The organism is Aestuariivita sp. (assembly GCF_021404545.1).
Lineage (GTDB): Bacteria > Pseudomonadota > Alphaproteobacteria > Rhodobacterales > Rhodobacteraceae > Aestuariivita.
Window position 1 is genome coordinate 1 of record NZ_JAAWWD010000034.1, and the last position, 24,563, is coordinate 24,563.

The 24,563-nt window shown below is 62.6% G+C and carries 22 protein-coding genes and 1 pseudogene; 6 read left to right on the plus strand and 17 right to left on the minus strand.

All coding sequences use genetic code 11. The features are described from left to right. The 3 genes and pseudogenes from HEP69_RS10235 to fdhF form a co-directional block, all read right to left on the minus strand. Positions 1–191, minus strand: a pseudogene (locus tag HEP69_RS10235) (transposase); the annotation flags it as partial. 247 nt (positions 192–438) lie between these two features. Continuing rightward, entirely contained in the window at positions 439–1,590 is a 1,152-nt protein-coding gene (locus HEP69_RS10240) for a hydantoinase/carbamoylase family amidase (RefSeq protein WP_290558424.1), read from the minus strand. Positions 1,591–1,893: 303 nt separating this feature from the next. Continuing rightward, positions 1,894–4,659 (minus strand): formate dehydrogenase subunit alpha, encoded by a 2,766-nt coding sequence (gene fdhF / locus HEP69_RS10245; protein WP_290558425.1) that lies wholly within the window; start codon positions 4,657–4,659, stop codon positions 1,894–1,896. 220 nt (positions 4,660–4,879) lie between these two features. On the opposite strand from fdhF, the gene HEP69_RS10250 reads away from it, so the two are divergent. Genes HEP69_RS10250 through HEP69_RS10265 form a run of 4 tightly spaced genes read left to right on the plus strand, consistent with a single transcriptional unit; the run spans position 4,880 to position 8,389 of the window. Then, entirely contained in the window at positions 4,880–5,533 is a 654-nt protein-coding gene (locus tag HEP69_RS10250; RefSeq protein WP_290558426.1) for a histidine phosphatase family protein, read from the plus strand. 24 nt (positions 5,534–5,557) lie between these two features. Continuing rightward, positions 5,558–6,172 carry a glutathione S-transferase family protein gene (locus tag HEP69_RS10255; RefSeq protein WP_290558544.1) on the plus strand — a complete coding sequence of 205 codons (615 nt, stop codon included), beginning with the start codon at positions 5,558–5,560 and terminating at the stop codon, positions 6,170–6,172. Between the two features lie 16 nt (positions 6,173–6,188). Next, on the plus strand, positions 6,189–7,250 hold the full coding sequence (locus HEP69_RS10260; protein WP_290558427.1) for a saccharopine dehydrogenase: 1,062 nt from the start codon (positions 6,189–6,191) through the stop codon (positions 7,248–7,250). After that, complete coding sequence (locus tag HEP69_RS10265; protein ID WP_290558428.1) at positions 7,247–8,389, plus strand: saccharopine dehydrogenase family protein; 1,143 nt, start codon at positions 7,247–7,249, stop codon at positions 8,387–8,389. The genes HEP69_RS10260 and HEP69_RS10265 overlap by 4 nt, the downstream gene beginning before the upstream one ends. Positions 8,390–8,604: 215 nt before the next feature. On the opposite strand, the gene HEP69_RS10270 is transcribed toward HEP69_RS10265, so the two are convergent. From HEP69_RS10270 to HEP69_RS10295, 6 genes are all read right to left on the minus strand, one after another. Continuing rightward, complete coding sequence (locus tag HEP69_RS10270) at positions 8,605–8,922, minus strand: DUF3775 domain-containing protein (RefSeq protein ID WP_290558429.1); 318 nt, start codon at positions 8,920–8,922, stop codon at positions 8,605–8,607. A 71-nt stretch (positions 8,923–8,993) separates the two neighbouring features. Continuing rightward, positions 8,994–9,725: an SDR family NAD(P)-dependent oxidoreductase gene (locus HEP69_RS10275; protein WP_290558430.1), complete on the minus strand. Its 732-nt coding sequence runs from the start codon at positions 9,723–9,725 to the stop codon at positions 8,994–8,996. Next, a complete protein-coding gene (locus HEP69_RS10280) occupies positions 9,722–10,300 on the minus strand; it encodes a DUF3833 domain-containing protein (protein WP_290558431.1) in 579 nt (192 codons plus the stop codon). Before HEP69_RS10280 ends, HEP69_RS10275 begins: the two co-directional genes overlap by 4 nt. Beyond that, positions 10,300–11,547 carry an MFS transporter gene (locus HEP69_RS10285; RefSeq protein WP_290558432.1) on the minus strand — a complete coding sequence of 416 codons (1,248 nt, stop codon included), beginning with the start codon at positions 11,545–11,547 and terminating at the stop codon, positions 10,300–10,302. Before HEP69_RS10285 ends, HEP69_RS10280 begins: the two co-directional genes overlap by 1 nt. Continuing rightward, a complete protein-coding gene (locus HEP69_RS10290; RefSeq protein ID WP_290558433.1) occupies positions 11,544–12,308 on the minus strand; it encodes a DUF1365 domain-containing protein in 765 nt (254 codons plus the stop codon). The genes HEP69_RS10285 and HEP69_RS10290 overlap by 4 nt, the downstream gene beginning before the upstream one ends. Beyond that, positions 12,305–13,606 carry an FAD-dependent oxidoreductase gene (locus tag HEP69_RS10295; protein WP_290558434.1) on the minus strand — a complete coding sequence of 434 codons (1,302 nt, stop codon included), beginning with the start codon at positions 13,604–13,606 and terminating at the stop codon, positions 12,305–12,307. Before HEP69_RS10295 ends, HEP69_RS10290 begins: the two co-directional genes overlap by 4 nt. Here HEP69_RS10295 and HEP69_RS10300 point away from each other — a divergent pair. Further along, positions 13,539–14,381 carry a sigma-70 family RNA polymerase sigma factor gene (locus tag HEP69_RS10300; RefSeq protein ID WP_366111314.1) on the plus strand — a complete coding sequence of 281 codons (843 nt, stop codon included), beginning with the start codon at positions 13,539–13,541 and terminating at the stop codon, positions 14,379–14,381. The genes HEP69_RS10295 and HEP69_RS10300 overlap by 68 nt on opposite strands. A gap of 8 nt (positions 14,382–14,389) precedes the next feature. Then, entirely contained in the window at positions 14,390–15,049 is a 660-nt protein-coding gene (locus tag HEP69_RS10305; RefSeq protein ID WP_290558435.1) for a ChrR family anti-sigma-E factor, read from the plus strand. Positions 15,050–15,104: 55 nt separating this feature from the next. On the opposite strand, the gene HEP69_RS10310 is transcribed toward HEP69_RS10305, so the two are convergent. The 8 genes from HEP69_RS10310 to puuE form a co-directional block, all read right to left on the minus strand. Next, entirely contained in the window at positions 15,105–16,421 is a 1,317-nt protein-coding gene (locus HEP69_RS10310; protein ID WP_290558436.1) for an adenylate/guanylate cyclase domain-containing protein, read from the minus strand. A gap of 81 nt (positions 16,422–16,502) precedes the next feature. Beyond that, positions 16,503–17,852 (minus strand): aminotransferase class III-fold pyridoxal phosphate-dependent enzyme, encoded by a 1,350-nt coding sequence (locus HEP69_RS10315; RefSeq protein ID WP_290558437.1) that lies wholly within the window; start codon positions 17,850–17,852, stop codon positions 16,503–16,505. Between the two features lie 84 nt (positions 17,853–17,936). Continuing rightward, positions 17,937–19,256: a nucleobase:cation symporter-2 family protein gene (locus tag HEP69_RS10320; RefSeq protein WP_290558438.1), complete on the minus strand. Its 1,320-nt coding sequence runs from the start codon at positions 19,254–19,256 to the stop codon at positions 17,937–17,939. Between the two features lie 115 nt (positions 19,257–19,371). Continuing rightward, entirely contained in the window at positions 19,372–20,340 is a 969-nt protein-coding gene (locus HEP69_RS10325) for a D-2-hydroxyacid dehydrogenase (protein WP_290558439.1), read from the minus strand. Continuing rightward, on the minus strand, positions 20,337–21,719 hold the full coding sequence (locus HEP69_RS10330) for an MmgE/PrpD family protein (protein ID WP_290558440.1): 1,383 nt from the start codon (positions 21,717–21,719) through the stop codon (positions 20,337–20,339). The genes HEP69_RS10325 and HEP69_RS10330 overlap by 4 nt, the downstream gene beginning before the upstream one ends. Continuing rightward, the gene (locus HEP69_RS10335; protein ID WP_290558441.1) at positions 21,716–22,225 is read right to left on the minus strand and encodes an ureidoglycolate lyase; all 510 of its coding nucleotides are present in this window, start codon (positions 22,223–22,225) and stop codon (positions 21,716–21,718) included. Before HEP69_RS10335 ends, HEP69_RS10330 begins: the two co-directional genes overlap by 4 nt. Beyond that, positions 22,222–23,031 (minus strand): bifunctional allantoicase/(S)-ureidoglycine aminohydrolase, encoded by an 810-nt coding sequence (locus tag HEP69_RS10340; RefSeq protein WP_290558442.1) that lies wholly within the window; start codon positions 23,029–23,031, stop codon positions 22,222–22,224. Before HEP69_RS10340 ends, HEP69_RS10335 begins: the two co-directional genes overlap by 4 nt. Then, positions 23,028–24,440: an allantoinase PuuE gene (gene puuE, locus HEP69_RS10345; protein ID WP_290558443.1), complete on the minus strand. Its 1,413-nt coding sequence runs from the start codon at positions 24,438–24,440 to the stop codon at positions 23,028–23,030. Before puuE ends, HEP69_RS10340 begins: the two co-directional genes overlap by 4 nt. Positions 24,441–24,563 lie beyond the last annotated feature (123 nt).

A 24,563-nucleotide genomic window follows, 5' to 3' on the forward strand; every position in this document is an offset into this window, starting at 1 on the left:
CCGTTTGGGTGCCCCCCCCACGTATTTAACCTGCGTTCCAAAACCCCTGCTCTTGCCCCATCCCGGAACCCGCGATAGGTCGTATTCCAGTTCCCGAACCCGGGCGGCACATCGCGCCACGGCGATCCGGTGCGCGCAATCCAGAACACCGCTTCCATGAACAGGCGCGGATCACTGCCAGTGCGCCCAGGATGCGCCTTGAGCCCAAGGCAATGCGGTTCCATCTTCGCCCATTGATGATCGCGGATAACAAATCTGCTCGTCTCCATTCAGACCTCCCTTTTGGAAGGTTGAATCAGAACTCACGCTAGTTGGGAATCCTGAATCTCAACAGACCCTAGACCATCCCCCAGATGCCGCCAAAGCGGCATGGCAGCGGCGCAAGACCCGGCTCATCGACGGGCAGCGGACCGTCTATGATCCCAGCGATGCCGCCGCTTAGGCCAGAACCCGAAGGCCCGCAACCAGATCGGCCTCTGCCGTATCCTCGGCGAAATCGTGGCTGATGCCACCGATGGAGGGCACGAAAAGCATCGCCACCGGCATCACCCGCGCCACATTGGTCGCGTCATGCAAAGCGCCGGACGGCATCAGGCGCCACGCGCCCGGGCTGACCGCTTCGGCCCCCGCCTCCAGCGCAGCGCGCAGGGTGGGATCCATCGCCACAGGCTCCAGCGCACGCAACCCGTGCAGCGCCACCTCCATACCCGTCTGCGCGGCAATCTCGGCGATCGTGTCGCGCACAATCGCCTCCATCAGCGCCAGACGATCGGTATCGGCATCGCGCCACTGGACCGAGAACGACACGCGCCCCGGCACGATGGAGGAGGCGTTGGGGTGCAGCGTCACATGGCCGATGGTCCAGACAGTGCGCGGCGTGACCACATTGCGGAACCGGTCGTTGAGGGCGGCATTGACCGCCGAAAGCGCCTGAAACGCGTCGCGCCGCATATGCATCGGCGTGGTGCCCGCGTGGTTCTGCTGCCCGGTCAGAGTGACCTCCAACTGCCGCGAGCCCACGATATCGGTCACCACCCCGATCCTGTCGCCCTCGGCATCCAGAACCGGGCCCTGTTCGATATGCATCTCGATATAGCCGGTGAACCGCGCCGGATCGATATGGGTCCCTGCGGCCAATGTCTGGCGTGCGTCGATCAGTTTGGTGCCATCCTTGGCCGTCATCAGATCGGCCTGATCCTGGCTGATCGCACCGCTGAAAACCGAACTGCCCGTGAGCGCGCCAAACCGCCCCTCCTCATCCTGAAAACTGACGAAGGAGACATGGGCGTGGCTCCGCGCAATCTCCAGCGCCGCGATCACCCCCAGGGCCCCGTCGAGCCAGCCCCCCTCGGGCTGGGTATCGGTATGCGAGCCCATCAGGAGGGACGGCCCGTCACGCAGCCCGAAGAGGTTGCCCATGGGATCGCATTGCGGCATCAGCCCCGCCTCGCGGATGCGTGTGGCCAGCCATTCCCGCGCGGCGACATCCGCGTCGGAATAGGCGGGCCGGACGACGCCCTTGCCGACGCCGGACGCTCCGAATTGGCGCAGGGCATGCAGGTCGGACAGGAAGCGGTCGGGGTCGATCATTGCAGATGCCAGATAAATAGACGTTCGCGAAACGCTAGGCGCGTCTTACGCAGAATGAAAGCCGATAAGTCGGCGAACTGCGCGCCCGGTGTCACCAAACGTCTTTAGGAAGGTCGGGTGCGCCGGGCAGCGCCTGCCCGTGGGATGGCGCTGCACCATCTCTTCAAGGCACTCGATGGCAACCAAACCCATCCCCCATTCAGACGACCGCGCGCCCTGACCCAAGCGCCAGCCCGCCGGAACGGGCAGGCGCTGCCCGGCGCGCTTCGCGCTTGATCCCGGGCGGGGTGCGGCCCAGAGACCTTATTCTGCGGCCACATGCCCCTGGACGGCCTCGACCCGCACGGCGGAGAACTTGAACTCCGGGATCTTGCCATAAGGATCAAGCGCGGGATTGGTCAGAATATTCGCCGCGGCCTCCACAAAGGCGAAGGGCAAAAACACCATATCCTCGGCCACCGCACGGTCGGCCCGCGCCATCACCTCGATCGCGCCCCGCCGCGTGGTCAGCCGCAGCATGCCGCCCGGCTCCACCCCCAAACGGCGCAGCGTCTTGGGATGAAGCGAGCAATTGGCCTCCGGCTCTACCGCATCGAGAACCGTAGCGCGCCGGGTCATCGACCCGGTATGCCAATGCTCCAACTGGCGCCCGGTGGTCAGGATCATCGGATACTCGGCATCCGGCGCCTCATCCGGTGGGATCACAGAAGCGGGCGTGAACCGCGCCCGCCCATCGGTACGCGGGAAGCCGTCGCCGAAGACAATCGCCTGGCCCGGATCCTCGGGCGAGAGCGACGGATAGGTTACCGCGTTCTCACGCTCCAACCGCGCCCAGGTGATGTTATCGAGAGAGTTCATGTTGAGCTTCATCTCGGCAAACACATCCGCAGGGGAGCGGTAGTCCCAGGGCAGGCCAAGCCGCTTGGCCAGTTCCACTTCGATCCACCAATCCCCCTTCGCCTCGCCCGGCGGGGCGATGGCGGCGCGGCCCATTTGGACCTGACGGTTGGTGTTGGTCACTGTGCCGGATTTCTCGGCAAAGGCAGAGGCCGGCAGGATCACATCGGCATAATTGGCCGTCTCGGTCAGAAAGATGTCCTGGACCACCAGATGATCCAGCTTGGCCAGTGCGGCGCGCGCATGGACCACATCCGGGTCCGACATCGCGGGATTCTCGCCCAGGATATACATGGCCTTGATGTCGCCATCATGCACGGCATCCATGATCTCGGTCACGGTGAGGCCTTTTTGGTTGGAAAAATCACCGGTTCCCCAAACATCGGTAAAGGCCGAGCGGACCCCATCATCGGTCACTGTCTGGTAATCGGGCAGGAACATCGGCACCAGGCCCGCATCGGATGCACCCTGTACATTATTCTGCCCACGCAGGGGATGCAGCCCGGTACCCGGACGCCCCACATGGCCGCACATCAGCGCCAGCGAGATCAGGCAGCGCGAGTTGTCGGTACCGTGGATATGCTGGCTGATCCCCATACCCCAAAAGATCATGCCCGACTTGGCAGTCGCAAAGTCCCGGGCGACCGCACGCAGCGTCTCGGGGTCGATGCCGCAGATCTCGGACATCGCCTCGGGGCTGAACCCCTCCAGATGCGCCTTTTCGGCTTCCCAGTTTTCGGTATAGGCCTCGATATATTGCTGGTCGTAAAGCGCTTCCTCAACGATCACATGCATGATCGCGTTGAGCATCGACACATCCGCGCCGGGACGGAATTGCAGCATATGCGTGGCAAAGCGTTTGAGCGCCTGCCCCCGTGGATCCATCACGATCAGCTTGCCGCCCCGTTTGGTGAACTGCTTGAAGTAAGTGGCCGCGACGGGGTGGTTCTCGATCGGGTTGGCACCGATCACGATCGCCACATCGGCATTCTCGATCTCGTTGAAGGTCGCGGTCACAGCGCCCGAGCCCACATTCTCGATCAGTGCCGAGACGGAGGAGGCATGACACAGCCGCGTGCAGTGATCCACGTTGTTGTGGCCAAAGCCCTGGCGGATCATCTTCTGAAACAGATACGCCTCTTCATTGGTGCATTTGGCACTGCCGAATCCGGCGACCTCACGCCCCCGGCCCTTCAGCCGACCTGCCGCGAAATCGAGCGCTTCTTCCCAGCTTGCTTCGCGGAAATGCGTCTGCCAGTTCGCGGGATCGACATTCAGACCCTTGGCAGGCGCATCCTCGCGCCGGATCAGCGGTTTGGTCAGGCGGTGATCGTGGTGGATATAGTCGAACCCGAACCGCCCCTTGACGCAGAGCCGCCCTTCGTTGGCCGGACCGTTGATGCCATCGACATACTTCACCCGACCTTCCTTGACCTTCAGCGAGACCTGACAGCCCACTCCGCAGAAGGGGCACACGCTTTCGACCTCGTCGTCGAAATCGGCACTGTCGCCCTGCTGCTGGTCATCGAGAACCGTGGCGGGCATCAAGGCACCGGTGGGGCAGGCCTGCACGCATTCGCCACAGGCCACGCAGGTGCTGTCACCCATCGGATCGCCCATATCGAACACCGGATAGGCGTCATGCCCCCGTCCCGCCATGCCGATCACGTCATTGACCTGCACCTCGCGGCAGGCCCGCACGCACAAACCGCACTGGATACAGGCATCCAGATTGACCCGCATCGCCACGTGGCTGTCGTCCAAAAGCGGGATGCGCCCCTCTTCCAGCTTGGGAAACCGGCTTTCTGAGATGCCATTGGCCTGGGCCATGTCCCACAGATGCGAGGACCTGTCATGCGCCACCGAACGCTCGGGCTGATCGGCCACCAGCATCTCGACCACCAGTTTGCGGGCATTTCTGGCGCGTGCCGAATTCGTGATGACGACCATGCCCTCGGCAGGTTCGCGGATGCACGAGGCGGCCAGCGTCCGTTCCCCTTCGATCTCGACCATGCAGGCGCGGCAATTGCCGTCAGGCCGATATCCGGGCGCAGGCGTGTGGCACAGATGCGGGATCACCAGGCCACGGCCATGGGCCACCTCCCAGATTGTCAGCCCGGCCTCGACCTGAACCTCCTGTCCGTCCAGCATGAACCTGATCGTCTCGGACATCTCGCCCTCCCATTCGCGTTGCATCACTATAGATCAACCAAGCAGCGGCGCGGGACTCCCAATCCCGACATCCCTTGCCGAATTTCCGCCACCCGCGTTTCCGATGCGAACGCCACACCCCTCATCTTGCAAAATATGCGCCACGCTGAGGGTCCTGCCCTTCCCACCCGCGCCAAGGCCCGTTAAGTCAGGCAAAACCCAAACCCAAAGGCCCCGCCCCATGTCCCACATTACCTTGATCCGCCACGGCCAGGCAAATACCGGTGCCCGGGACGAGGCAAGCTATGACCGGCTCAGCCCGCTGGGCCATCAGCAGGCGGCCTGGCTGGGCGATCACCTGCGCGCCTCGAACGCGCATCATCCGCGCGTTTATTGCGGCACGCTCACCCGGCATATCGAAACCGCCGAGAGCATGGGCTATGCCGACAACATCACCCGTGACGACCGCCTGAACGAGCTGGAGTATTTTACCCTCGCCACACTGCTCGAAGAGCAACACGGCATCCCCGCCCCGTCCGAACGCGAGAGCTTTGTCACCCATCTGCCCAAGGTCTTTACTGCCTGGCGGGACGATCAGATTGAAAACCCACCCGAAAGCTTTGCCGCCTTCGAGACCCGGGTGATGTCGGCCCTGCACGAGATTGCCGAGGGCGACGGCCCCGCACTGGTCGTCACATCGGGCGGGCTGATCTCGATGGCGATGCGCCAGGTCATGGGGCTGGATGTGCCTGCTATGGCGCGCGTGACCTTGGCGATCATGAATACCTCCGTCCACCGCCTGCGCCCGATCGGGGACGCGCTGTCTCCAGTTCTGTTCAATGCGGTGCCGCATCTCGATCACCCAGACCGGCATTTCGCCCAAACCCATATCTGATCGCAACACAGGTCCCGGATCATGCTGACGCTGCACTATGCCCCCGGCACCATCGCCGCCGCCGTCGCGATTGCCCTGAACGAGGCACAGGTGGATTACGACCGCCACAGGATCGACTTCGCCAAAAAGGAGCATCGCACAGCGGCCTATCTGGCGATTAATCCAAAGGGTCGCGTTCCAGCCCTACGAACCCGGCAAGGCGTTCTGACCGAAACGGCCGCGATCCTCGACTATATCGCTGCGATCCGGCCCGAAACGGGCCTGGTTCCCGACGATCCGTTCGAGGCCGCACAGATGCGCGGCGCCATGACGTATCTGGCCAGCACCATGCATGTGAACCACGCTCATGGCGGACGAGGCATGCGCTGGGCGGATGAGGCGCGCTCCTGGGCGGATATGAAACAAAAAGTGCCTCAGACCATGGCGGAAAGTGCGCAGTATCTCGAAGATCACGTAATGCAGGGACCCTATATCATGGGGGATCGGTTTACGCTGGCCGATCCGTACCTCTTTGTCGTGCTGACCTGGTTGCCGGGCGATGGCGTGGATATCGGCAATTTCCCGAAGCTCTCGGCGTTTGAGACAGCGATGTGGGACCGCCCCTCGGTTCGCATGACCCTGTCGGATGGGATCTTATGAGCAAAGGAGGAGCCGGATGACACATCTCTGGGTCCGGGCGGAACAACGCCCCAACGAAGAACGCGTCGGCCTGACACCCGCAGGCGCGCGCGCGCTGCGCGACGCGGGAATAGACGTGACAGTCGAGGAAAGTTCGGTCCGCGCCATCCCTATCGACGGCTATGCAGCGGCAGGCTGTACCATCGCCCCGCAAAACAGCTGGCCCAACGCACCGTCCGATGCGATCATTTTCGGCCTCAAGGAGTTGCCCGACGATGGCACCCCTTTGGCCCACCGGCACATCCTGTTCGGTCACGCGTTCAAAGGACAACCCGCAGGCCAGGTGCTCCTGCGCAGGTTCCGCGACGGCGGCGGCACACTCTATGATCTGGAATATCTGGTGGATGACAGGGGTCGCCGCGTCGCCGCCTTTGGCTATTGGGCGGGCTATGCAGGTGCTGCCGTTGCCCTGAAATGCTGGGCGGCGCAGCAAAAAGGCAGACTCTGTGGACCCGTTTCCACCTATGACAGCTCCACCCACCTGCTGGCCGACCTCCAGGCCGAGCTTTTGGCCACGGGCACCCACCGCCCCACCGCCATCGTGATAGGCGCCCTTGGCCGCGTCGGCACCGGGGCTGCCGATCTGTGCACTGCGATGGGCGTTGCGGTGACCCGCTGGGACATGGCAGAAACCGCCAGCGGTGGCCCGTTCCCCGAGGTGCTGGAGCATGATATCTTTCTCAACTGCATCCTGGCGCGCCCCGGAACCCCGGTCTTCGTGCCATCCAGTGCCAAGACAGGCGCCCGCCGCCTGGCCGTGATCGGCGATATCGCGTGCGATCCCGACAGCGCTTTCTCTCCCATCAAAGTCTATGACCGCACCACCAGTTGGGATGAGCCCGCTCTGCGCGTGCATGCAACCCCGCCTCTGGACGTGACCGCGATCGACAATCTGCCATCGCTCCTGCCGGTGGAAAGCTCGCAGGACTACGCCGATCAGCTCTTGCCGACGCTATTGACACTCGGCAGTCTGGACGGCGGCATCTGGGGCCGCGCCGCCGCGACATTCAATGAACATTTGGGAAGGATAACGCCATGACCGTGCATTGGTGTGGAACCGGCCTCTCGGCCATTCCGGGGTTGCGACGACTGATTGAAGAGGGTCACGACGTCAAGGTCTGGAACCGCACGACGGCCAAGGCCCTCGAGGCCGTCGGCGATCTGACCGACCGCATCGCCGCGTTCAATATCGACACGCTGGAGGCCGAGCTTGCGCCGGATGATGTTGTGGTGTCCATGCTGCCCGGTGACTGGCACGTGCCCCTGGCAGAGCGCGCCATCGGCAAAGGGGCCCATTTCGTCTCCTCCTCCTACATCGCGCCAGACATGCGCGCGCTGGATGAAAGGGCCCGCACCGCAGGTGTCATGCTGATCAACGAGGTCGGCCTCGACCCTGGGATCGACCACCTGATGGCGCATGCGCTGGTGGCCAGGTATCGGGGCTCGCAGGCCTATGATCGGGCACATCAGATCAGCTTCACCTCCTATTGCGGCGGCGTGCCCAAACATCCCAACCCGTTCCGCTATAAATTCAGCTGGTCGCCTCTGGGCGTGCTCAAGGCACTGCGCTCGCCCTCGCGCTCGATCCGGGATTTTTCCGAACTGCGCGTGGACCGGCCCTGGGACGCGATCAGCAGCTACACCGCCCCGTTGCCGACCCCCGAAGCGTTCGAGGTTTACCCGAACCGCGACAGCTTGCCATTCATGCAGGACTACAATTTCGACCCAGGCTGGGCGGTGCGTGACTTCGTGCGCGGAACCTTGCGTCTGAATGGCTGGGCCGAAGCATGGGGTCCGGTCTTCAACGAAATCGAAACGCTCGAAGGTCCAGAAGGCGAAGCCCGGCTCAAAGAGATGTCCGATCAGTTCTGGACTGAAAACGCCTATGACGAGGGCGAACCCGATCGGGTGGTTCTTTGCGTCGACCTCAAGGCCGATCAGGACGGCGTCCCTGTCTGGCATCAAACCTATGTGATGGATGCCTGGGGGGATGCGCGCGGTACGGCAATGGCCCGGCTGGTCTCCGTTCCGGTGTCACTGGCCGTCAAATCGGCCCTGGCCCGGCAAATGCCGGCGGGCGTTCACGCCGCCCCTTCGGATCCGAAACTGGTAGAGGACTGGATGGCCGAGATAGACCGGCTGGCTCAGCATCTGGCAGTTGCCGATCGTCTCAGGTGAGCCCAGTCGCTGAATTGGTTGGCGCCATCGAGAATGCGGATCTCGGGTTGCGTACTTAAGAGCGAGAAGAAACAGGGGATCCGTCTCCTGTTTCTTCTCGCCAAAAATACGACTGCTTGACAGTCGCAAAGACATGACAATTGCCAAAAAAATCCGTACCCTCAGACACCCGCTCCAAATCCAAGTATGGCGTGCGCCGAAGGCGCTCCTTTGGATTACATCACCGCGTCTTCTTCGTCGGTGGCCGAAATGCCCAGCGCTTCGAGCCCGTTCTCAAGATGATCGGATAAATGCGGCGTTCCAATCAGATAATCGGCACATGGGGTGGTCGCTTCGGCCATCGCCGTCTGGACAGCCTCGGCAAACTCCTCCGCCTCAAAACTACCGCGCCCGATCCACATGACCGCAACCAACTCGGACTGTTCGTCCTCGGTCATCTGGTCAACGAAGGCGCGTAACTCAGCCTCCGCGCGGTCCAACTCACGGCTCATGAGTATGACCTGGGCTATCTTTCCCGTGGACAGGTTATCCATATCCAAGTTCCTCCTGTTCGCATATCTATCACTGTTCTGCGGTGCGCGGCAGGCGGCGTCTTTGATCTATCTCACGCAAACAAGCGGTAATACATCCAATCCGGCATAAATTGGCTCAGCCGGAACACCCATGAAAAGACCCTTGGAAAACTCTTCTTGAAGCGATCCGTGCGCATATGCGCAAGCATTTCCTCCGCGGCCTCCTCTGGTTCCATGATAAACGGCATGTTGAAGCTGTTCTTTTCCGTCAACCGCGTTTTGATAAAGCCCGGATTGGCCAGTTGCACGGCGACACCGGTTGTCTTGAGATCCGCATACATGCTTTCAGCCAGCGCCATTGTGCCGGCCTTCGAGGCGGCATAGCCAATTGCGCCGGGCAGGCCGCGAAAGCCCGACAATGAGCCGGTGATCACGATATGACCTGCATCTCGCGCCACCATCCGAGGCACCACGATGCCCATCACCCGCACCAAACCGGTGAAATTGACATCGGCCATTGCCGTGGCCTTTTCTGCATCCCACTGCGTGGCGGGCATCGGCCAGTAGACGCCTGCCAGAAACACGATGCCGTCCACCTCGCCTGCGGCGTCTGCCGCACGGGCGACGCTGGCGGGATCTGATACATCGACAGGCACGACGGAGGACTCGCCGTTGAGCGTTTCGGCCAATGTGTTCAGCGTCTCTTCCGACCGCGCCGACAGGATCAAATGCGCTCCTGCATCGCTCAGTTTGCGTGCAAGGGCCGCACCCAACCCTTCGCTCGCGCCAACCAGCCAATAGGTCTTGCCTTTGAAGGTTCTCATGCGGCCTCTTTGTGCTCCACCGGCGCCGGCCTGATCGTGGCGACCAACTCGGCCACCTGAATACCGAACTTGCGGAACTGGCTCCGGTTTACAATCGTGCCGTTGGGCGCCAAATACATCCAGTCAACGGTATCGAGCACATGCCCCCCCGACCCGTCGGGCAGCTTGATGCGGTATTTTAGCTGCACCGCCGAACCGGTTTGCACACCCGCTCCTGTGCCCACCACATCGGCCGCCTCCGCCTTGATCCGCCCATCATTGCCCAGCGTCAGGTGCCATTCACGGTCCTGTGTGGAGCCGTCATCGTACCGGAAATGCTCTGTCATAACGCCGATATTTCCGGTCCATGTCATATGGAAATCGGCCACGAAGCGTGAAGTCACCCGGCCCATTGGCCCGTAAATCACCCCCTCGCAAACAACCGGTCCGTTCAGATGGGTGCGCAGATCGAACTGTGGCTGCCCTTCGCTGTAATCGCCGGGTTTTTGCGCCGTGAAAGACCACAGACGCCGTCTCACATACCCAAGAGCAAGCACGATCGCGCCGCCCAATACCACCAAAAGCAGAGAATCCATCAGACGGTCCCTTCCATTTTTGTGCGTGCCAACAGGATGATGGCAAACACCTTGAGCGCGCAGGGCACGCCGGCATAGAGCAGGCTGAGAAGCGCAAGCGCATCTTGCGGGTTATCGGGCCCGGCCCGGAACCCCGATGCCTCGAGCGCGGGCAACAAAAAAGCTGCGGCAAAGGCCAGGGTGAATTTCGAAACGAAAGACCACAGCCCGAACCCCTCGGAGGCCGACGGCGCGATCTGCGACATACGTGTGGCGAACATCGCAGGCAGCAGCGTCAGGTCTGCGCCCAGTGCTGCGCCCGAAGCCAGGCAGATCAGCGCAAACAGCGCGACATCGCCCGCCTGTAGCGTAATCGCAAAGCCAAAAGCGACAATGGCCAGAACCATCGCCGCCAAAAGGACCTGTTTAGCTCCGTAGAGTTCGGCAAGCTTGCCCCAGAGCGGCGCAGCCACAGCGGCAGAGAGGAAAAACAACAACAGGAGCGGCCCCTCCATCCCCGGAGCCTGCAACCGGCTTTCCACAAAGAACAGAAACAGTGTCGAGCTCACGGCAACGGGCGCGGCGTTGAGGAGCGCAATCAGCAATAGACGCCGCGCCAGCGGATCGCGCAGCACCACGCCAAACCCGGGGGAGGCATCGGCATGACCTGCCCCCCACTCGTCGCGCATGACCATCAGCGCCATCAGCGCGACAACTGCGAAACCGACCGCGAATCCCGCAAACGGGCGGTCCATCACGGCGCCCAGCATCACCGGCGCAATCGCCGCAAGGCACACACCCAGCAGAGCCCCCGTCTCGCGCCAGCGCGCCAGCCGCAGATGACCGCTGCCCGAGAGCTGACCGGCTTTCAGCACACCCTGGGCGTAAAAGTTGATTGTCAGAAAGCTAAAGGCCGAAAACACCACCGTCAGCATCGCCGCGAACCAGATCAGCGGGCTGATCGGCGGAGTGATGGCAAAAAGGCCCAGCATCGCAACCGCGATGATCACAAGCGCAATACCCACAGCCAAGGACCGTTTGTGGCGATACCGTTCCGACAACCGCCCCAGCAGGGGATCCTGCACCACATCAATCAGCCGCAGCCCAAACAGAACCGCGCCCAGCGCGGCCAGGCTCACGCCGTATTCATCGACATAGAATTTCGGAGCGTGGATATAGATCGGCAGCCCGGCCGCAGCCAGAAGCGCCGCGAACAGCGCATAGGACGACAGGCGGTCCGCCGGTCTATGGGCCGCGACAACGGTCATCCGCGCGACACCTCACTGTCGGGTGGCGTGGGCCGTACACGGTAGACGGCACCCTTGATCCAGAGTTTCAACGCCTGCCAGTGGATCAATGCCTGCACCCGGCGCGAGCCCAGTGGGCGGCGGATCAGTGCGCGCAGGATCGAGCGATTGGTGATCTCGGCACGGCGCCCGGTCAGGGTGGCAATCAGCCCATCCGCGCCCTCATCGCTGTAGTCAATCCAGATCCCAACCCGATCATCGCGAATGTCGAAACGGAACTCGTACCCGCCTTCGATCTTCTGAAACGGCGAGACATAGAAAATCTTGTCCGCGCGCAGTCGGTCGGTGGGCAGGATCGGACGGCTATCGGGATGGTTGCAGAGATAGGAGTGGCGTTCGCCGAAGGTGTTCGTGACCTCAGCGATGATCGCGGTGATCTCATCCTGGGCATTGTAACAGATCCAAAAGCTGACCGGGTTGAACACATGGTTCCAGAACCGGGGCTGAGCCAGCAGCATGATCCGGTTCGGGCTGGGCAACTGGTACTCATGCAGGACATCGCGCACCCATGCGGCGCCTTCACCCTGACCAGGCGCGCCGCCATGGTCGCTGTCAAGCAGCGAACAGACGCCCCGCGTATTGCGCTTGAAAAGACGCGGCGTTCGCACCTCCGCCTCGGCGTTCACCATCACGTAATCAATGGAATAGCGGAACGCGTTTGTCACCGCCCCCTTGCGCCCGTGATAGGTGCTGCCTTGGATGTGATCCACCAGCGAGGTCATGCTGCGGCCGCTTGAACGGACGCGGCACGGCGGATCGCCTCGACCACATCGACAGCGCTGGACAAGCCATCCTCGTGAAAACCGTGCTTCATCCAGGCGCCGCAGAACCAGGTGTGATTGGTGCCGTTGAACGCGCGGACATCCTCTTGCGCGGCCAGCGCGGCCAGATCATAGACAGGATGGCGCAGTGTGACCTGATCATAGATCAGCTCTTCGCGGATGGTGCGTTTGGTGTTGAGTGTCACGAAATGCGGGTCGTCCTGCGGGATCGGCTGAAGCGAGTTCATCCAATAGGTCAGGTCAATTCTGTCCGATTTGGCCGTTGCGTCCTCGGTATAGACCCAACTGGCCCAGGTCTTGCGCCGTTTGGGCATCATATCCACATCGGCATGCAGCACGATATCGTTCGGCTGATAGGCAATCGCACCCAGCGCACGCTGTTCCGGGCCCGAGGGGTCGGCCAGCAGGTTCAGCGAATCGTCCGAATGGGTGGCGAAGACAACCTCGTCGAAGATCTCCCAGTCGCCGCCCCCCGCCTTGACCTCGACGCCGGTCACGGTCCGGCGCACCGATTGCACAGGCGCGCCCAGGCGCAGGTCGACACCGCGGCCGATCATAGCTTGCTCCAGACGGCGCACATACTCAATCGAGCCGCCATCGACGGTGTACCATTGGTGTTGGCCGGAGTGATGCAGCAATGCATGGTTCTCAAAGAACTGCACCATGGCGTGGGCCGGGAAATCCATGATCCGTTCCGTTGGCGTTGACCAGATCGCGCCAGACAGCGGCAAAAGATAATAGTCGCGGAACCACGGGCCCGAGCCCAGATGCTCCATGAACTGACCAATGGTCAGGTCAGGCCGCTCCCGCGCGATGCGCAGCGCATTCTTGTTGAACCGAAAAATATCGCGCACCATCCGCAGAAACTCGGGCCTGACAAGGTTGGCGCGCTGGGCAAACAGCGCATCTGCCGAATGCAGCCCATATTCCAGGCGTCCCCCGCCGATCGAAGCTCCAAAGCTCATGTTGCTTTTGGTGACCGGCACGTCCAATTGTTCAAAAAGCGCGGCCATGTGCGGGTAGTTGGCGTAGTTGAAGACGATAAACCCTGTATCGACGGGCTGATCGCCACGTTTGCCCGCCATCACGGTCCGTGCATGCCCCCCCAGCCTTGGCTCTGCCTCAAACAGCGTCACATTATTGCCATCGCCCAGCATGAACGCCGCACCCATGCCGGAAATTCCGGCACCAATCACGGCTATTTTCTTGGGCGCGCCAGCGCCGAGTTCGAATGGCATAGTGGGATTGTCTCCAGATATAGCTACTGTTGAGGATGTACGGGGTCTTTCCGGGATTGGATGTAAAAGAAATTCGTCTATTTATTGTGATCCGATCCGAAGGCATGCCCGTAATTGCAGTATGATGATCACAGTTGATCCTGCAATGACCAAGCGCATCGTCGCTGGCGGGCCTGCCTTGGGGGGTGGTGCAAAACGGACAGAACAGGTGACCAAACGCGTGATCGCTGAAACAAGAACGACTGCGCGCTCTGACTGGATACCCCAGATCGAGCGGGTCAGGGACGAGCGGGATCAGACGGCGTTTGCCGAGCTGTTCCGTCATTTTGCCCCTCGGGTCAAAGCGTTCCTGATGAAATCGGGGGCCGATGCGACATTGGCCGAGGAATGCGCGCAGGAGGTCATGGCAACGCTGTGGCACAAAGCGCATATGTTCGATCCCGCGCGGGCGTCGGTGGCAACCTGGATTTTCACCATCGCCCGGAACCGCAAGATCGATCTGTTGAGAAAGCAAAGACGCCCCGAGCCAGAAGAGCTCACATGGGGCCCAGAAGCGGAACCGGACCAGGCGGACAGCCTGGCGATGCAACAAGAAAGCAGACAACTCCGCCAGGCCCTGCTGAATCTGCCGGACACGCAAAGGGATCTGATCGAGCGCGCCTATTTCGGCGATCTGAGCCACAGCCAGATTGCCGAGGAAACGGGCCTCCCCTTGGGCACGATAAAATCGCGGATAAGACTGGCGCTGGATCGCTTGCGTCATGCAATGAAATGAGTGGAAAGATGAAACCGATTAACCATCATCTGAGTGATGACATCCTTATGGCCTATTCAGCGGCGACGCTACCGGAGGCGTTTAACCTCATGGTCGCCAGCCATGTGTCGCTCTGCGACGAATGCCGCGCGCGGCTGGAAAGCTTTGATGCCGTAGGGGGGGCCGTGCTGGAGGATGCAAGGACAGCCCCGGTGGCGCTGTCGGAGGATGCGCTGGCCGCCACCATGGCCCTGATCGCCAGCGGCGATATCGACATCGGCAAGGCGGAAGCCCCTCCACGCAAGGGCGGTGTCCTGCCCGGTCCTTTGCAGGATTACGTGGGCGGTGATCTGAGCGCGGTCAAATGGCGTTCGGTCGGGATGGGTGTGAAGCAGGCGATCCTGCCCACCAGCAAAGACGCCTCGGCCCGCCTGTTGCTGATCCCCGCAGGTGCGGCGATGCCCGATCACGGGCATAACGGCATTGAAATGACCATGGTGCTGCAAGGCGCCTTTATCGACGACGGTGTCTATTTCGCACGCGGAGATGTCGAAATTGCCGACAGCGACCTTGATCATACGCCCGTGGCCGACATCGGAGAGGATTGCATTTGTCTGGCCGTTACAGATGGCCCATTGCAATTCAAAGCACTCTTGCCGAGAATTGCTCAGCCGTTCCTTCGGATCTGAGACGAAGCCCCAAGACCTCGGAGAAAACCGGCGCTTTCCCTCGGCGCCGGTTTTTTTATGTGCGCACCGCGGTGCGCCAGCCCAGGACCTGCAAAGGGGCCGAGCGACCGCGCAGTTCGGTCGGTGGCAACAGGTGCCACCCGGACCGATCCGCCGCAGCCTGATCCAAAAGGTCGGCAGACGCGATCAGTGGCAAGGCACCTTGTTTGGTCAACGCCTCCAACCGAGCGGCAATGTTGACCGTATCGCCGAAAACAGAGTATTCCAGCCGCTCGTGATCGCCGACGACACCGGCAAAGACCACACCCCAATGCAAACCGATACCGACCTGGACCGGGGGCGCGCCCTGCTGGTCCCAATCTGCAATCGCTGCAAGAATGGCCTGACCGCATCGGATCGCGCGCGCAGCCGCCTGTTGCGGGACATCGCCTGCGGCAAAGACGATCATGACCGCGTCACCCATGAATTTGTCGATGATCCCGCCATGGGCACGCGCGGTATCGGTGATCCGGCGCCGGTATTGGGTGACGAATGCACTCAGTTCCTCAGGGCGCATCGCCTCGGCCCGCCCGGTAAAACCCCGCATATCGACAAACATGACCGCCATCTGTTGCCGCGATCCGGTCTGCAACGCGTCCAGCCCGGCACGGGCCAGTTCGGGCGCCACTTCGGCGGGCAGATAGCGGGTGAGGTTCACGCGGCCTTCGGCCTCTGTCAGGGTGCGCAGGAATAAGGCCCGCATCCGGTAGGTTGCCACCACCAGTACCCCGCCTGCCAGAGCGATCATCACCAGCCGCATGATATTGGGCGGCCCGTCAAAGAAAAACCCCAGCACCCGGAAATCGGTCAGTTCTGGCATCCCCTTGGCAAGCCGGTCAACGACCAAGAGCCCCAGAACCAATGCGACAATGATAAAGGCCTGAAGCGCCGGGTTGAACCGCAGCACACCACAGGCGAGCACCACCGGAACCAGCCACAAGGTGGGCAGCACGACGATGTAGTCACCCTGAAACCCGGTATTGACGAGGCTGAGCCAGATGCTGACCAGAATGAAGAGGCAATCGCCCGCCGCCGAGGGCCACACCATCCAGGGCCGGAACCGGCCTTTGCGGATCGCCAGAAGACACGCCAGCCCGAGCAGAAAATAGGCCGCCATCGTGCCCACGGCAAAGATCAGTTGCCGGACCAGAACATCATCGGCCCGCAGATCCGCGCCGACCGGAATCTCCGTCGCGGCGAGCGCCAGAACGATCGCGGCCAGCAGCGTGCCGGACAGCCCCAGGCGCAGCCAGGCCACCAGATACTCTGCCCGGATCTCGGCCTGTTGGAAAACGGTTTTGGTATCCGTGATCGTCAGTGGCGGGCGCAGCATGGCCAGGGCCCTCTCAGCCTGCCAAGCGGATGCGGCGGGCAGTGACGTCGCACAGCCTATCGCATCCGCATCGGTCGACCATCACGCAGCGGCAAACCCGGCGTCCAGCCCGTCGATGATCTGTTGCACCTCGGCTTCGGTGATCACCAGTGGGGGCGACATCAGGATATTGTGCATGCCCAGACGCACCATGGCCCCGGCCTCATATGTCGCTGTGTGGATACGTTTCATCGTGGCCATGTCCATCGGTGTTTTTGCGGCACGGTCCGAGACCAGCTCGACCCCTGTCATCAGCCCGTGCCCGCCCCGGACATCGCCAATGATATCGTATTTCTCCTGCAAGGCCAGCATACCTTCATAAAGCTGGGCCCCCCGCGCCGCGGCATTGGTTTTGGTATCCAGCCTCAGCGTCTCTGACAGACATGCGGTCACAGCGGCGGCCCCTACGGGATGGGCAGAGTAGGTATAGCCGTGATAGATCCCGCCATCCTCTCCGGCATTCTCGAACACCTCGGCGACCTTGTCGTTCATCAGCGCGGCCCCCACAGGGAAATAGCCGCTGGTGATGCCCTTGGCCGTACACATCATATCGGGCTGCACGCCCCAATGGCGCGAGCCTGTCCAGTCCCCCGAACGGCCAAAGCCGGTGATCACCTCATCGGCGATCATCAAAATGCCGTGCCGGTCGCAGATCTCGCGCATCAGACGCATGAAGGACGCATCCGGCACGATCACACCGCCCGCGCCCTGAATGGGCTCCATGATGAAGGCCGCGATGCTGCCTGCCCCCTGAAACGCGATCTCATCCTCCATCGCGGCGGCGATGTTCTGGGCCAGAACGGCCGGGTCGGCCTCGCCAAACGGGTTGCGATAGGGATAGGGGCTGGGCAGATGGAAACAGCCTGGCATCAAGGGCTCGTAATTGATCCGAAACCGGTTGTTGCCATTCACCGAAGCGCCGCCGAAATGGGTGCCATGATAGCCCTTTTTCAGCGACAGGAACTTGGTCCGGCCCGGCTCTGCCCGCAGGCGGTGATACTGCCGGGCGAGCCTCAGGCAGGTCTCGACACTGTCGGACCCGCCGGAGGTGAAAAAGACCCGCGTCATGCCGTCCTCGGCAAAGAATTCGCGCACCGCATAGGACGCCTCGATCGCGGTCGGGTTCGAGGTGCCGCCAAAGGCCGAGTAATAGGGCAGATCGTAAAGCTGCTTGGCAATCGCCTCTTTCACCGTGTCGTTGGAATAGCCCAGGTTCACACACCACAGCCCGCCCACCGCATCTATGGTCCGATGCCCGTCGATATCGGTGATCGAGGACCCCTCCGCTCCGGTGATGATCGTTGGCGCGTGAGATCTGAGGTCACCGGGATGCCCCATCGGGTGCCACAGATGTTGAGCGTTGTTGGCACGCAGGAAATTGTCGTCTTTCATGGGGAAGCCTCCGGCATTTGATCAAATCGAGAATGCTCGCATATCGGCCCGGCCGCAAGGGACGAGGTGAATGCACGGCGCCTGTCAGACCTCGTCGGGCAACAGCAGGTTGAGCCCGATCGCCACCAACGCCGTGGGCGCCACGGCCGAGGTGGCCAGTGTCTGCACCACGCCCGGCAGGTACTGCACCGCCGTGGGCACCAGGTTGAGGCCCAGACCGGCCGCAAGCGAGACCGCGATGATCACCATATTGCGGCGGTTCATCTTGACCTCGCTCAGCACGTTCATACCGGCCGCAGCGACCATACCAAACATCACGATTACCCCGCCGCCCAGCACCGGCAGCGGCATGGAGGCGATCACCGCGCCCACCTTGGGCAAGAGCCCGCAGAGGATCAGCACCAGCGCCCCGATGGTGACCACATGGCGCGACATGATGCCGGTCATGCCCACGATGCCCACATTCTGGCTGAACGACGTGTTGGGCAGCCCGCCGAACACCGCCGCCACCGCTGTGCCCAGACCATCGGCATAGGTGGCGCCGGAAATCTCGCGATCCGTGGCCTCGCGCCCCGCGCCTGCCTTGGTGGTGGCCGAGGTATCGCCGACAGTCTCGATCGCCGAGACGACCGAGACCAGCGTAACGGCGATCACCGCGCCGAGGCTGAACTCGAACCCGTAAGGCATCGGCGTGATCCCGGTGATCCAGGCGGCATTGGCTACCGGATCGAAGCTGACCATGCCAAACAGGAACGCCAGCACATAGCCGACGATCAGACCCACCAGAATGGCCGCGTTCGACAAGGTGCCCCTAGTGAAGAATTTCAGCGCCAGCGCCACGATGACAACCGACAAGGCAACGGTCCAGTGCATCAGAGAGCCAAAGCTCTCGGCCTCCATCTGAAAGGTGGCGGCCCCACCGGCGGCGTATTTGATCGCCACCGGGATCAGGTAAAGACCGATGGCCAGGATCACCAGCCCCGTCACCAGCGGCGGAAACAGCCAGCGTATCTTCGAGATAAACGCGCCCAGGCAGAAATGCAGCGTCCCGCCGATCAGACAGGCGGTCAGCGCCACACCCAGCCCCTGGGTTGCCGCCACCCCGGCCAGAACGCCGACAAAGGCGAAACTGGTGCCCTGCATGATCGGCAGCCGCGCGCCCACCGGCCCCACTCCGATGGTCTGAAACAGCGTCGCGATCCCAGCAAAGAGCATCGCCATCTGGATCAGATACACCTGCTCGGCCCCGCCAAAGGCCAGCCCCGCCGCGCCCGCCACGATGATCGACGGCGTGACGTTGGAGGCAAACATCGCCAGCACATGTTGCAGGCCCAAAGGCACCGCCTGCGCCAGCGGTGGCGTTCTGTCGGGATCGCTGAAGGCGGATGGAGCTGTGTCGGTCATGGTGTGTCCCTCATATTTTGGTTTCACGTCACAGCCGAGGATGACCGGCTGCAAGCGATTATTGCCAGTGCGGGGACGGATCGGGCGACATCTCCCGATCCAAAGACAGGGTTGCCTAATATCCTCGCGCTGGATCGACGATATTGCTCAGCGTTTCGCCGCGCCGATAACGGTTCAGGTTCTTGACAAACATCTCGGCGGTCCGGGCGTACCAGCCGTCATAAACACCGGAGCAATGGGGCGTGATGATCACATGCTCCATGGCCCAAAGCGGACTGTCTGTGGGCAGCGGTTCGGTCGCGAACACATCCAGCGCCGCACCGGCCAGTGGTCCGTTCTCCAGCGCGTGGATCAAAGCGGTCTCGTCACAAACCCCGCCGCGCGAGACGTCGACCAGCACCGCACCGGGTTTCATCGCCGCAAAATCCGCCAGTCCGATCATCCCTCCTGTCGAGGGCAAAAGCGGGACGCACACGAGGATGTAGTCGGCGCGCGGCCACAGATCCGGCAGCGCCGCGATCCCGTGCACCTCATCCACATGGGGTGTCTCCTGCGGTCGCGCGCGCACGCCCAGAACCTGCATCCCCATCGCCTTGGCCCGTCGGGCGGTGGCACAGCCGGTCTGACCCAATCCCACGATCAGCAGCGTCGCCCCCTCGATGGGCCGCACCCGCGCGCCGCCCAGCCATTCGCGGCGCACCTGCGCCTTTTGAAACGTCCTGAGGCCCAGCGAGAACGACAGCATCGTGCCAAGGGCATATTCGGCCATCATATCCGCCGCACTGCCCGCCGAATTGGTCACGGTGACATGGCTCGGATCCCAGGCACCCAGATGATCGGTGCCCGACCCGCCCACGGCCAGCCAGCGCACCGTGTCGCTTTGCAGCAATGCCGCGCGGGGGAAGGGCGTGACTGCATCGAAGCGGATGGAATAGACCACCTCGGCGCCTGTCCGCGCGATCAGATCAGGTAACGCGGCAAGGCTGTCGCAGCCATGGATCTCCAGATCGGGATGCCCGGCCTGAACGATGTCGATGGTGCGTTGCGGCTGGCGCGTACTGATGATGACAGTTGGCGTCTTCATCGGCTTACCGGCGCGACCAGCAAGCGCCCCAGATCGGCAAACCGGCTGTGGTCCGCGCTCAGTCCCAGACAGGCCTCCCGGATTGCGGTCGCGCGCACCTCTCCGATGACGGGGGCTGCGAAATCCATGTATTTGCGCGCGATCTCGGCCCCGCCAAAAGGGCGCTCCGGCCCGCCGCGGGCATGGGTCATGCCGGAATTCAACACCCGCCCGTCGGTTAGAACAAGATCCACATCCGCCGTGCGATGCTTGGGGAAAAGCGCCTCATGCTCCGCCGTGGCCTCCATCGCCGTGCGTGCGACAAGGCCTGCCACCGCCGGATCGCTCAGCCCCTCAGCCGAGATCTGCTCGAGCCCGATCCGCCCGTGCACCAGCATCGCGGCCACCGCGAAGGGCAGCGAATACTGCGCCTGCGAGGCGGTGTCGGGCATGCCTGGATAAAGCGCCACGGCATTGGCAAAGCTGCGGATCACAATGCGTGCGACCTGATCGTGGCGCACCTGATGGGTGTTCGCCACCTCGCGCGCCGCATCAATCGCCGCATGAGCCCAGCGGCAGATCGGGTAAGGTTTGATGTAGTGCACCGCTGTCTGCCACTCCTGGCCCAGATCGGCCCAGTGACGCGCGGCCTCGACCCCCTCGACCGTGATCGCGGGCGCGCCGGTAAAGCCGCTCTCGGCCAGAACCGCGGCGCTCATCCCCGCCAGGGCGCCCCAGCCCGATCCATCATGCAGCATTGTTGGATTGGCGATCTCGCGCATCATCTGGCTGCGCGGCCCGTGATATTCGGCAATGCCCAGCGCCTCGCGCAGTATCTCGCGGGACTGCCCCCTCAGCCGCGCGGCCATCGCCGCCACACCCAGCGCGTTCCACGCCCCGGAGGTGTGATAATCCGTGACCGTCCCATGCAGCGCCAGCCCCGCCCGGCCCGACACCTCATAGCCCATCACCAGCGTAGTCAGCGCCTCGGGCCCGTCAAGATCAGGCAGGGACTGCGCCAGCACCGCCAGTGCAGGCACCACGACCACGCCCACATGCCCCTTGACCGGGTTGAAGCCATCATGGCCATCCAGATTGTCGATCTGAGTGGCCGCAGCATAAACTGCGCCTGCAAGGCTGACCGTCCGCCCGTCAAAGAGCATCCTTGCACCAAAGGCGGGGTCTGTCGTGCCATAAAGCCTCAGCGCCGCGTCACGGCCCAGCACCCCGGCCTGCATCGGTGCAGAGGCGATGCAGATCCCTAATGTGTCCAGCAACAAAAGCGCCGCGCGGTCCCGTACGGTGTCTGGCACCTCTTTGGGCCTCAGATTCAGCACGAAATCGGTCACACGGGCCAGCGTGGTGGCCTGGGCCTCCACAAGATCGGTCATCTCGTTCATACCGCCCTCCCTCCGCCCTCACCCGCAACGATCCGCCAGGGCGGATCGAGGACGTGTTCCTCCAGATTGTCCCCCGCACCGATCCGGTCGATCACGGCGAACAGGCCCGGCGCCGCGAGCGGGGTCAAAACACCATGCCAGGTGCCGCGATGGAGGTTAACGCCCTGCCCCGGTGCCGTCAGGAAAGCCTGCGGCCTGGAATGGACGGTTTCCGACACGATCACCAGGAAGGGATGCTGGGTCATCGGAATGAAGGCTTGCGAGCCCTCCGGGTGCCGTTCGAGAAGATCGAGCGCATAGGGCAGATTGCGCGGCTGCGCGTCAAAGAGGCTGATCCCTGCGCGCCCCTCCGGCCCGAAGTCCAAATGCGCCAGATCGTGATGGCGCCCGCACATGCCCCCATTGATGATCCTGTCAGGCGCGTCACGCAGCGCCAGGACATCCCCGAACGGGGCAAACGCCACTGCCGTCAGAGGTTGGCAGACGATATCGCGATCCCGGCTCACAACTTGGGATGCCGGTTGACATCTTTGTAAAGCAGATACCGAAACGGCTCTGTTCCCGTTGCGATGCAGGCCTGCGGGCAAAAGGCGCGCAGCCACATGAAATCCCCCGGACCGACGCGGACCCAATCGGTGTTCAGCAGATAATCGGCGGTGCCCTGCAATACGTAAAGCCCATGCTCCATCACATGGGTCTCGGCAAAGGGGATGCGCCCGCCAGGCTGAAACGTCACGATGTTGACGTGGCAATCGTGGCGCAGATCGGCCGGGTCGACAAAGCGTGTCGTGGCCCAGACACCGTCGCAATCGGGCATCTGGGTTGGGGCCACCTTTCGGTCATGGGTGACCAAAGCCCCGGGCCTGTCCAGCCCAGATGCGGGTTCCCAGGTCTTGCGGATCCAATGGGTCTGGAATGTTTGGTCGCCGCGGTTCCACAAAGACCATTTGGTCCCCGCGGGCACATAGGCAAAGCTTCCGGGCTCCAGCGCGTGCAGGACCCCGTCGATGATCAGGTCTGCGTTGCCCTGCGCCACGAAGAGGATCGCTTGCGCGCCTGCATCCGGCTCGGGCGTGTCGCTGCCACCGCCCGGAGCCAGTTCCAGCGCATATTGCGCAAAGGTTTCCGCAAACCCGCTGAGCGGGCGGGCCAGGATCCACGCCCGCGCCCCGGTCCAGCCCGGCAACAGGCTTGTTACGATATCGCGCTGGGTGATAGCGGGCAGCACCGCATAGCTTTGGGTAAAGATCGCGGTGCCTTCGGGATGCACCTGCTGGCCCGGCAGTCCGCCGGGAGGGAAGGCATAGCTCACAGCATCTCCTCTAACCTCAATCGCGCAATACGTTCGACCTGTCGGCAGGCTTCCGCAATCTCGGAGTTCGTGTCGTTTTCCAGCCGCTGTTCAAACGCCACCAGAATGCCCGCCTTGTCATGATCGCGCACCGCGATGATGAAGGGGAAACGGTGCTTGGCCGTATAGGCCGCATTGAGCTCAGTGAACCGCGCCCGTTCCGCATCCGTCAGCGCATCCAGACCGACGCTTGCCTGTTCCGACATACTCTCTGTTGTCAACCGTTTGGCCGCGGCAAGCTTGCCCGCAAGATCGGGATGCGCGCGCAGCACGCCCAGACGTTCGTCGTCCGAGGCACTGCGAAAGACCCGCGCCAGTGCGTTGTGGATCCCGGCCGCAGTGTCATGCGCAGGCCCCAGTTCCAGTTCAAAGGCGCGTTCCGCGATCCACGGGGAATGTTCAAACACCCCGCCAAACCTTTCCACAAAGGCGGGCCGTGCCATCAGGTGAGGCCGCTCCCGCTCCACCGGCGGATGCACCCTGGCCCAATGCTCGGCAATCTCGATCCGGCGCGGGCACCAGACACCCTCGAACCCCTGGATATAGTCGATGAACCGGCGCAGCGCCTGCACCCGCCCGGGCCGACCAACCAGGCGACAATGCAAGCCGACCGACATCATTTTGGCCGCGCCCGCCTGCCCTTCGGCGTAAAGTGCATCGAAACTGTCACGCAGGTAGCCAAAGAACTGATCGCCCGAATTGAACCCCTGTGGCGTGGCAAAGCGCATGTCGTTGGCATCGAGCGTATAGGGAATGATCAACTGATTACGCGCCCCGATTCGCAGCCAATAGGGCAGGTCATCGTCATAGGTGTCCGAGATATAGGCGGGCGCCACAACCTCTGCTGCCAGCCGCACGGTGTTCATCGAGGCACGTCCTGTGTACCAGCCCCGGGGTGGCGTTCCGACGACTTCTGTATGCAGCCGCAGCGCTTCGGCGATCTGCGCGCGCTCCTCGTCTTCGGACATGTCCTTGTGCTCGATCCATTTCAGCCCGTGGCTGGCGATCTCCCAACCGGCGTCCTTCATCGCCTCCACCTGTTCGGGGCCGCGCGCCAGGGCCGTGGCCACGCCGTAAACCGTCACTGGAACACCTGCGCCAGTGAACACGCGGTGCAAACGCCAGAACCCGGCGCGCGCGCCGTACTCATAGATCGTCTCCATGTTCCAATGGCGCGCGCCGGGCCAGGCGGCGGCGCCTACGATCTCGCTCAGAAAGGCCTCGGACGCGGCATCCCCATGCAGCAGATTGTTCTCGCCGCCTTCCTCATAGTTCAGCACGAACTGCACCGCGATGCGTGCGCCGCCGGGCCAGGCGGCGTCCGGTGGCTTAGGGCCATAGCCGATCATGTCCCGCGGATAGCGCGCCATTGCGATGCCTTTCCCTGTGATCCGACCATCAGCCTAGGTCAACATATCCCGCCCCGCTTTCAAAAAATCATTGAAACTCTTTCCGGGATGCATTTTGCCCAAGCTCGCGCATATTAGACAGGC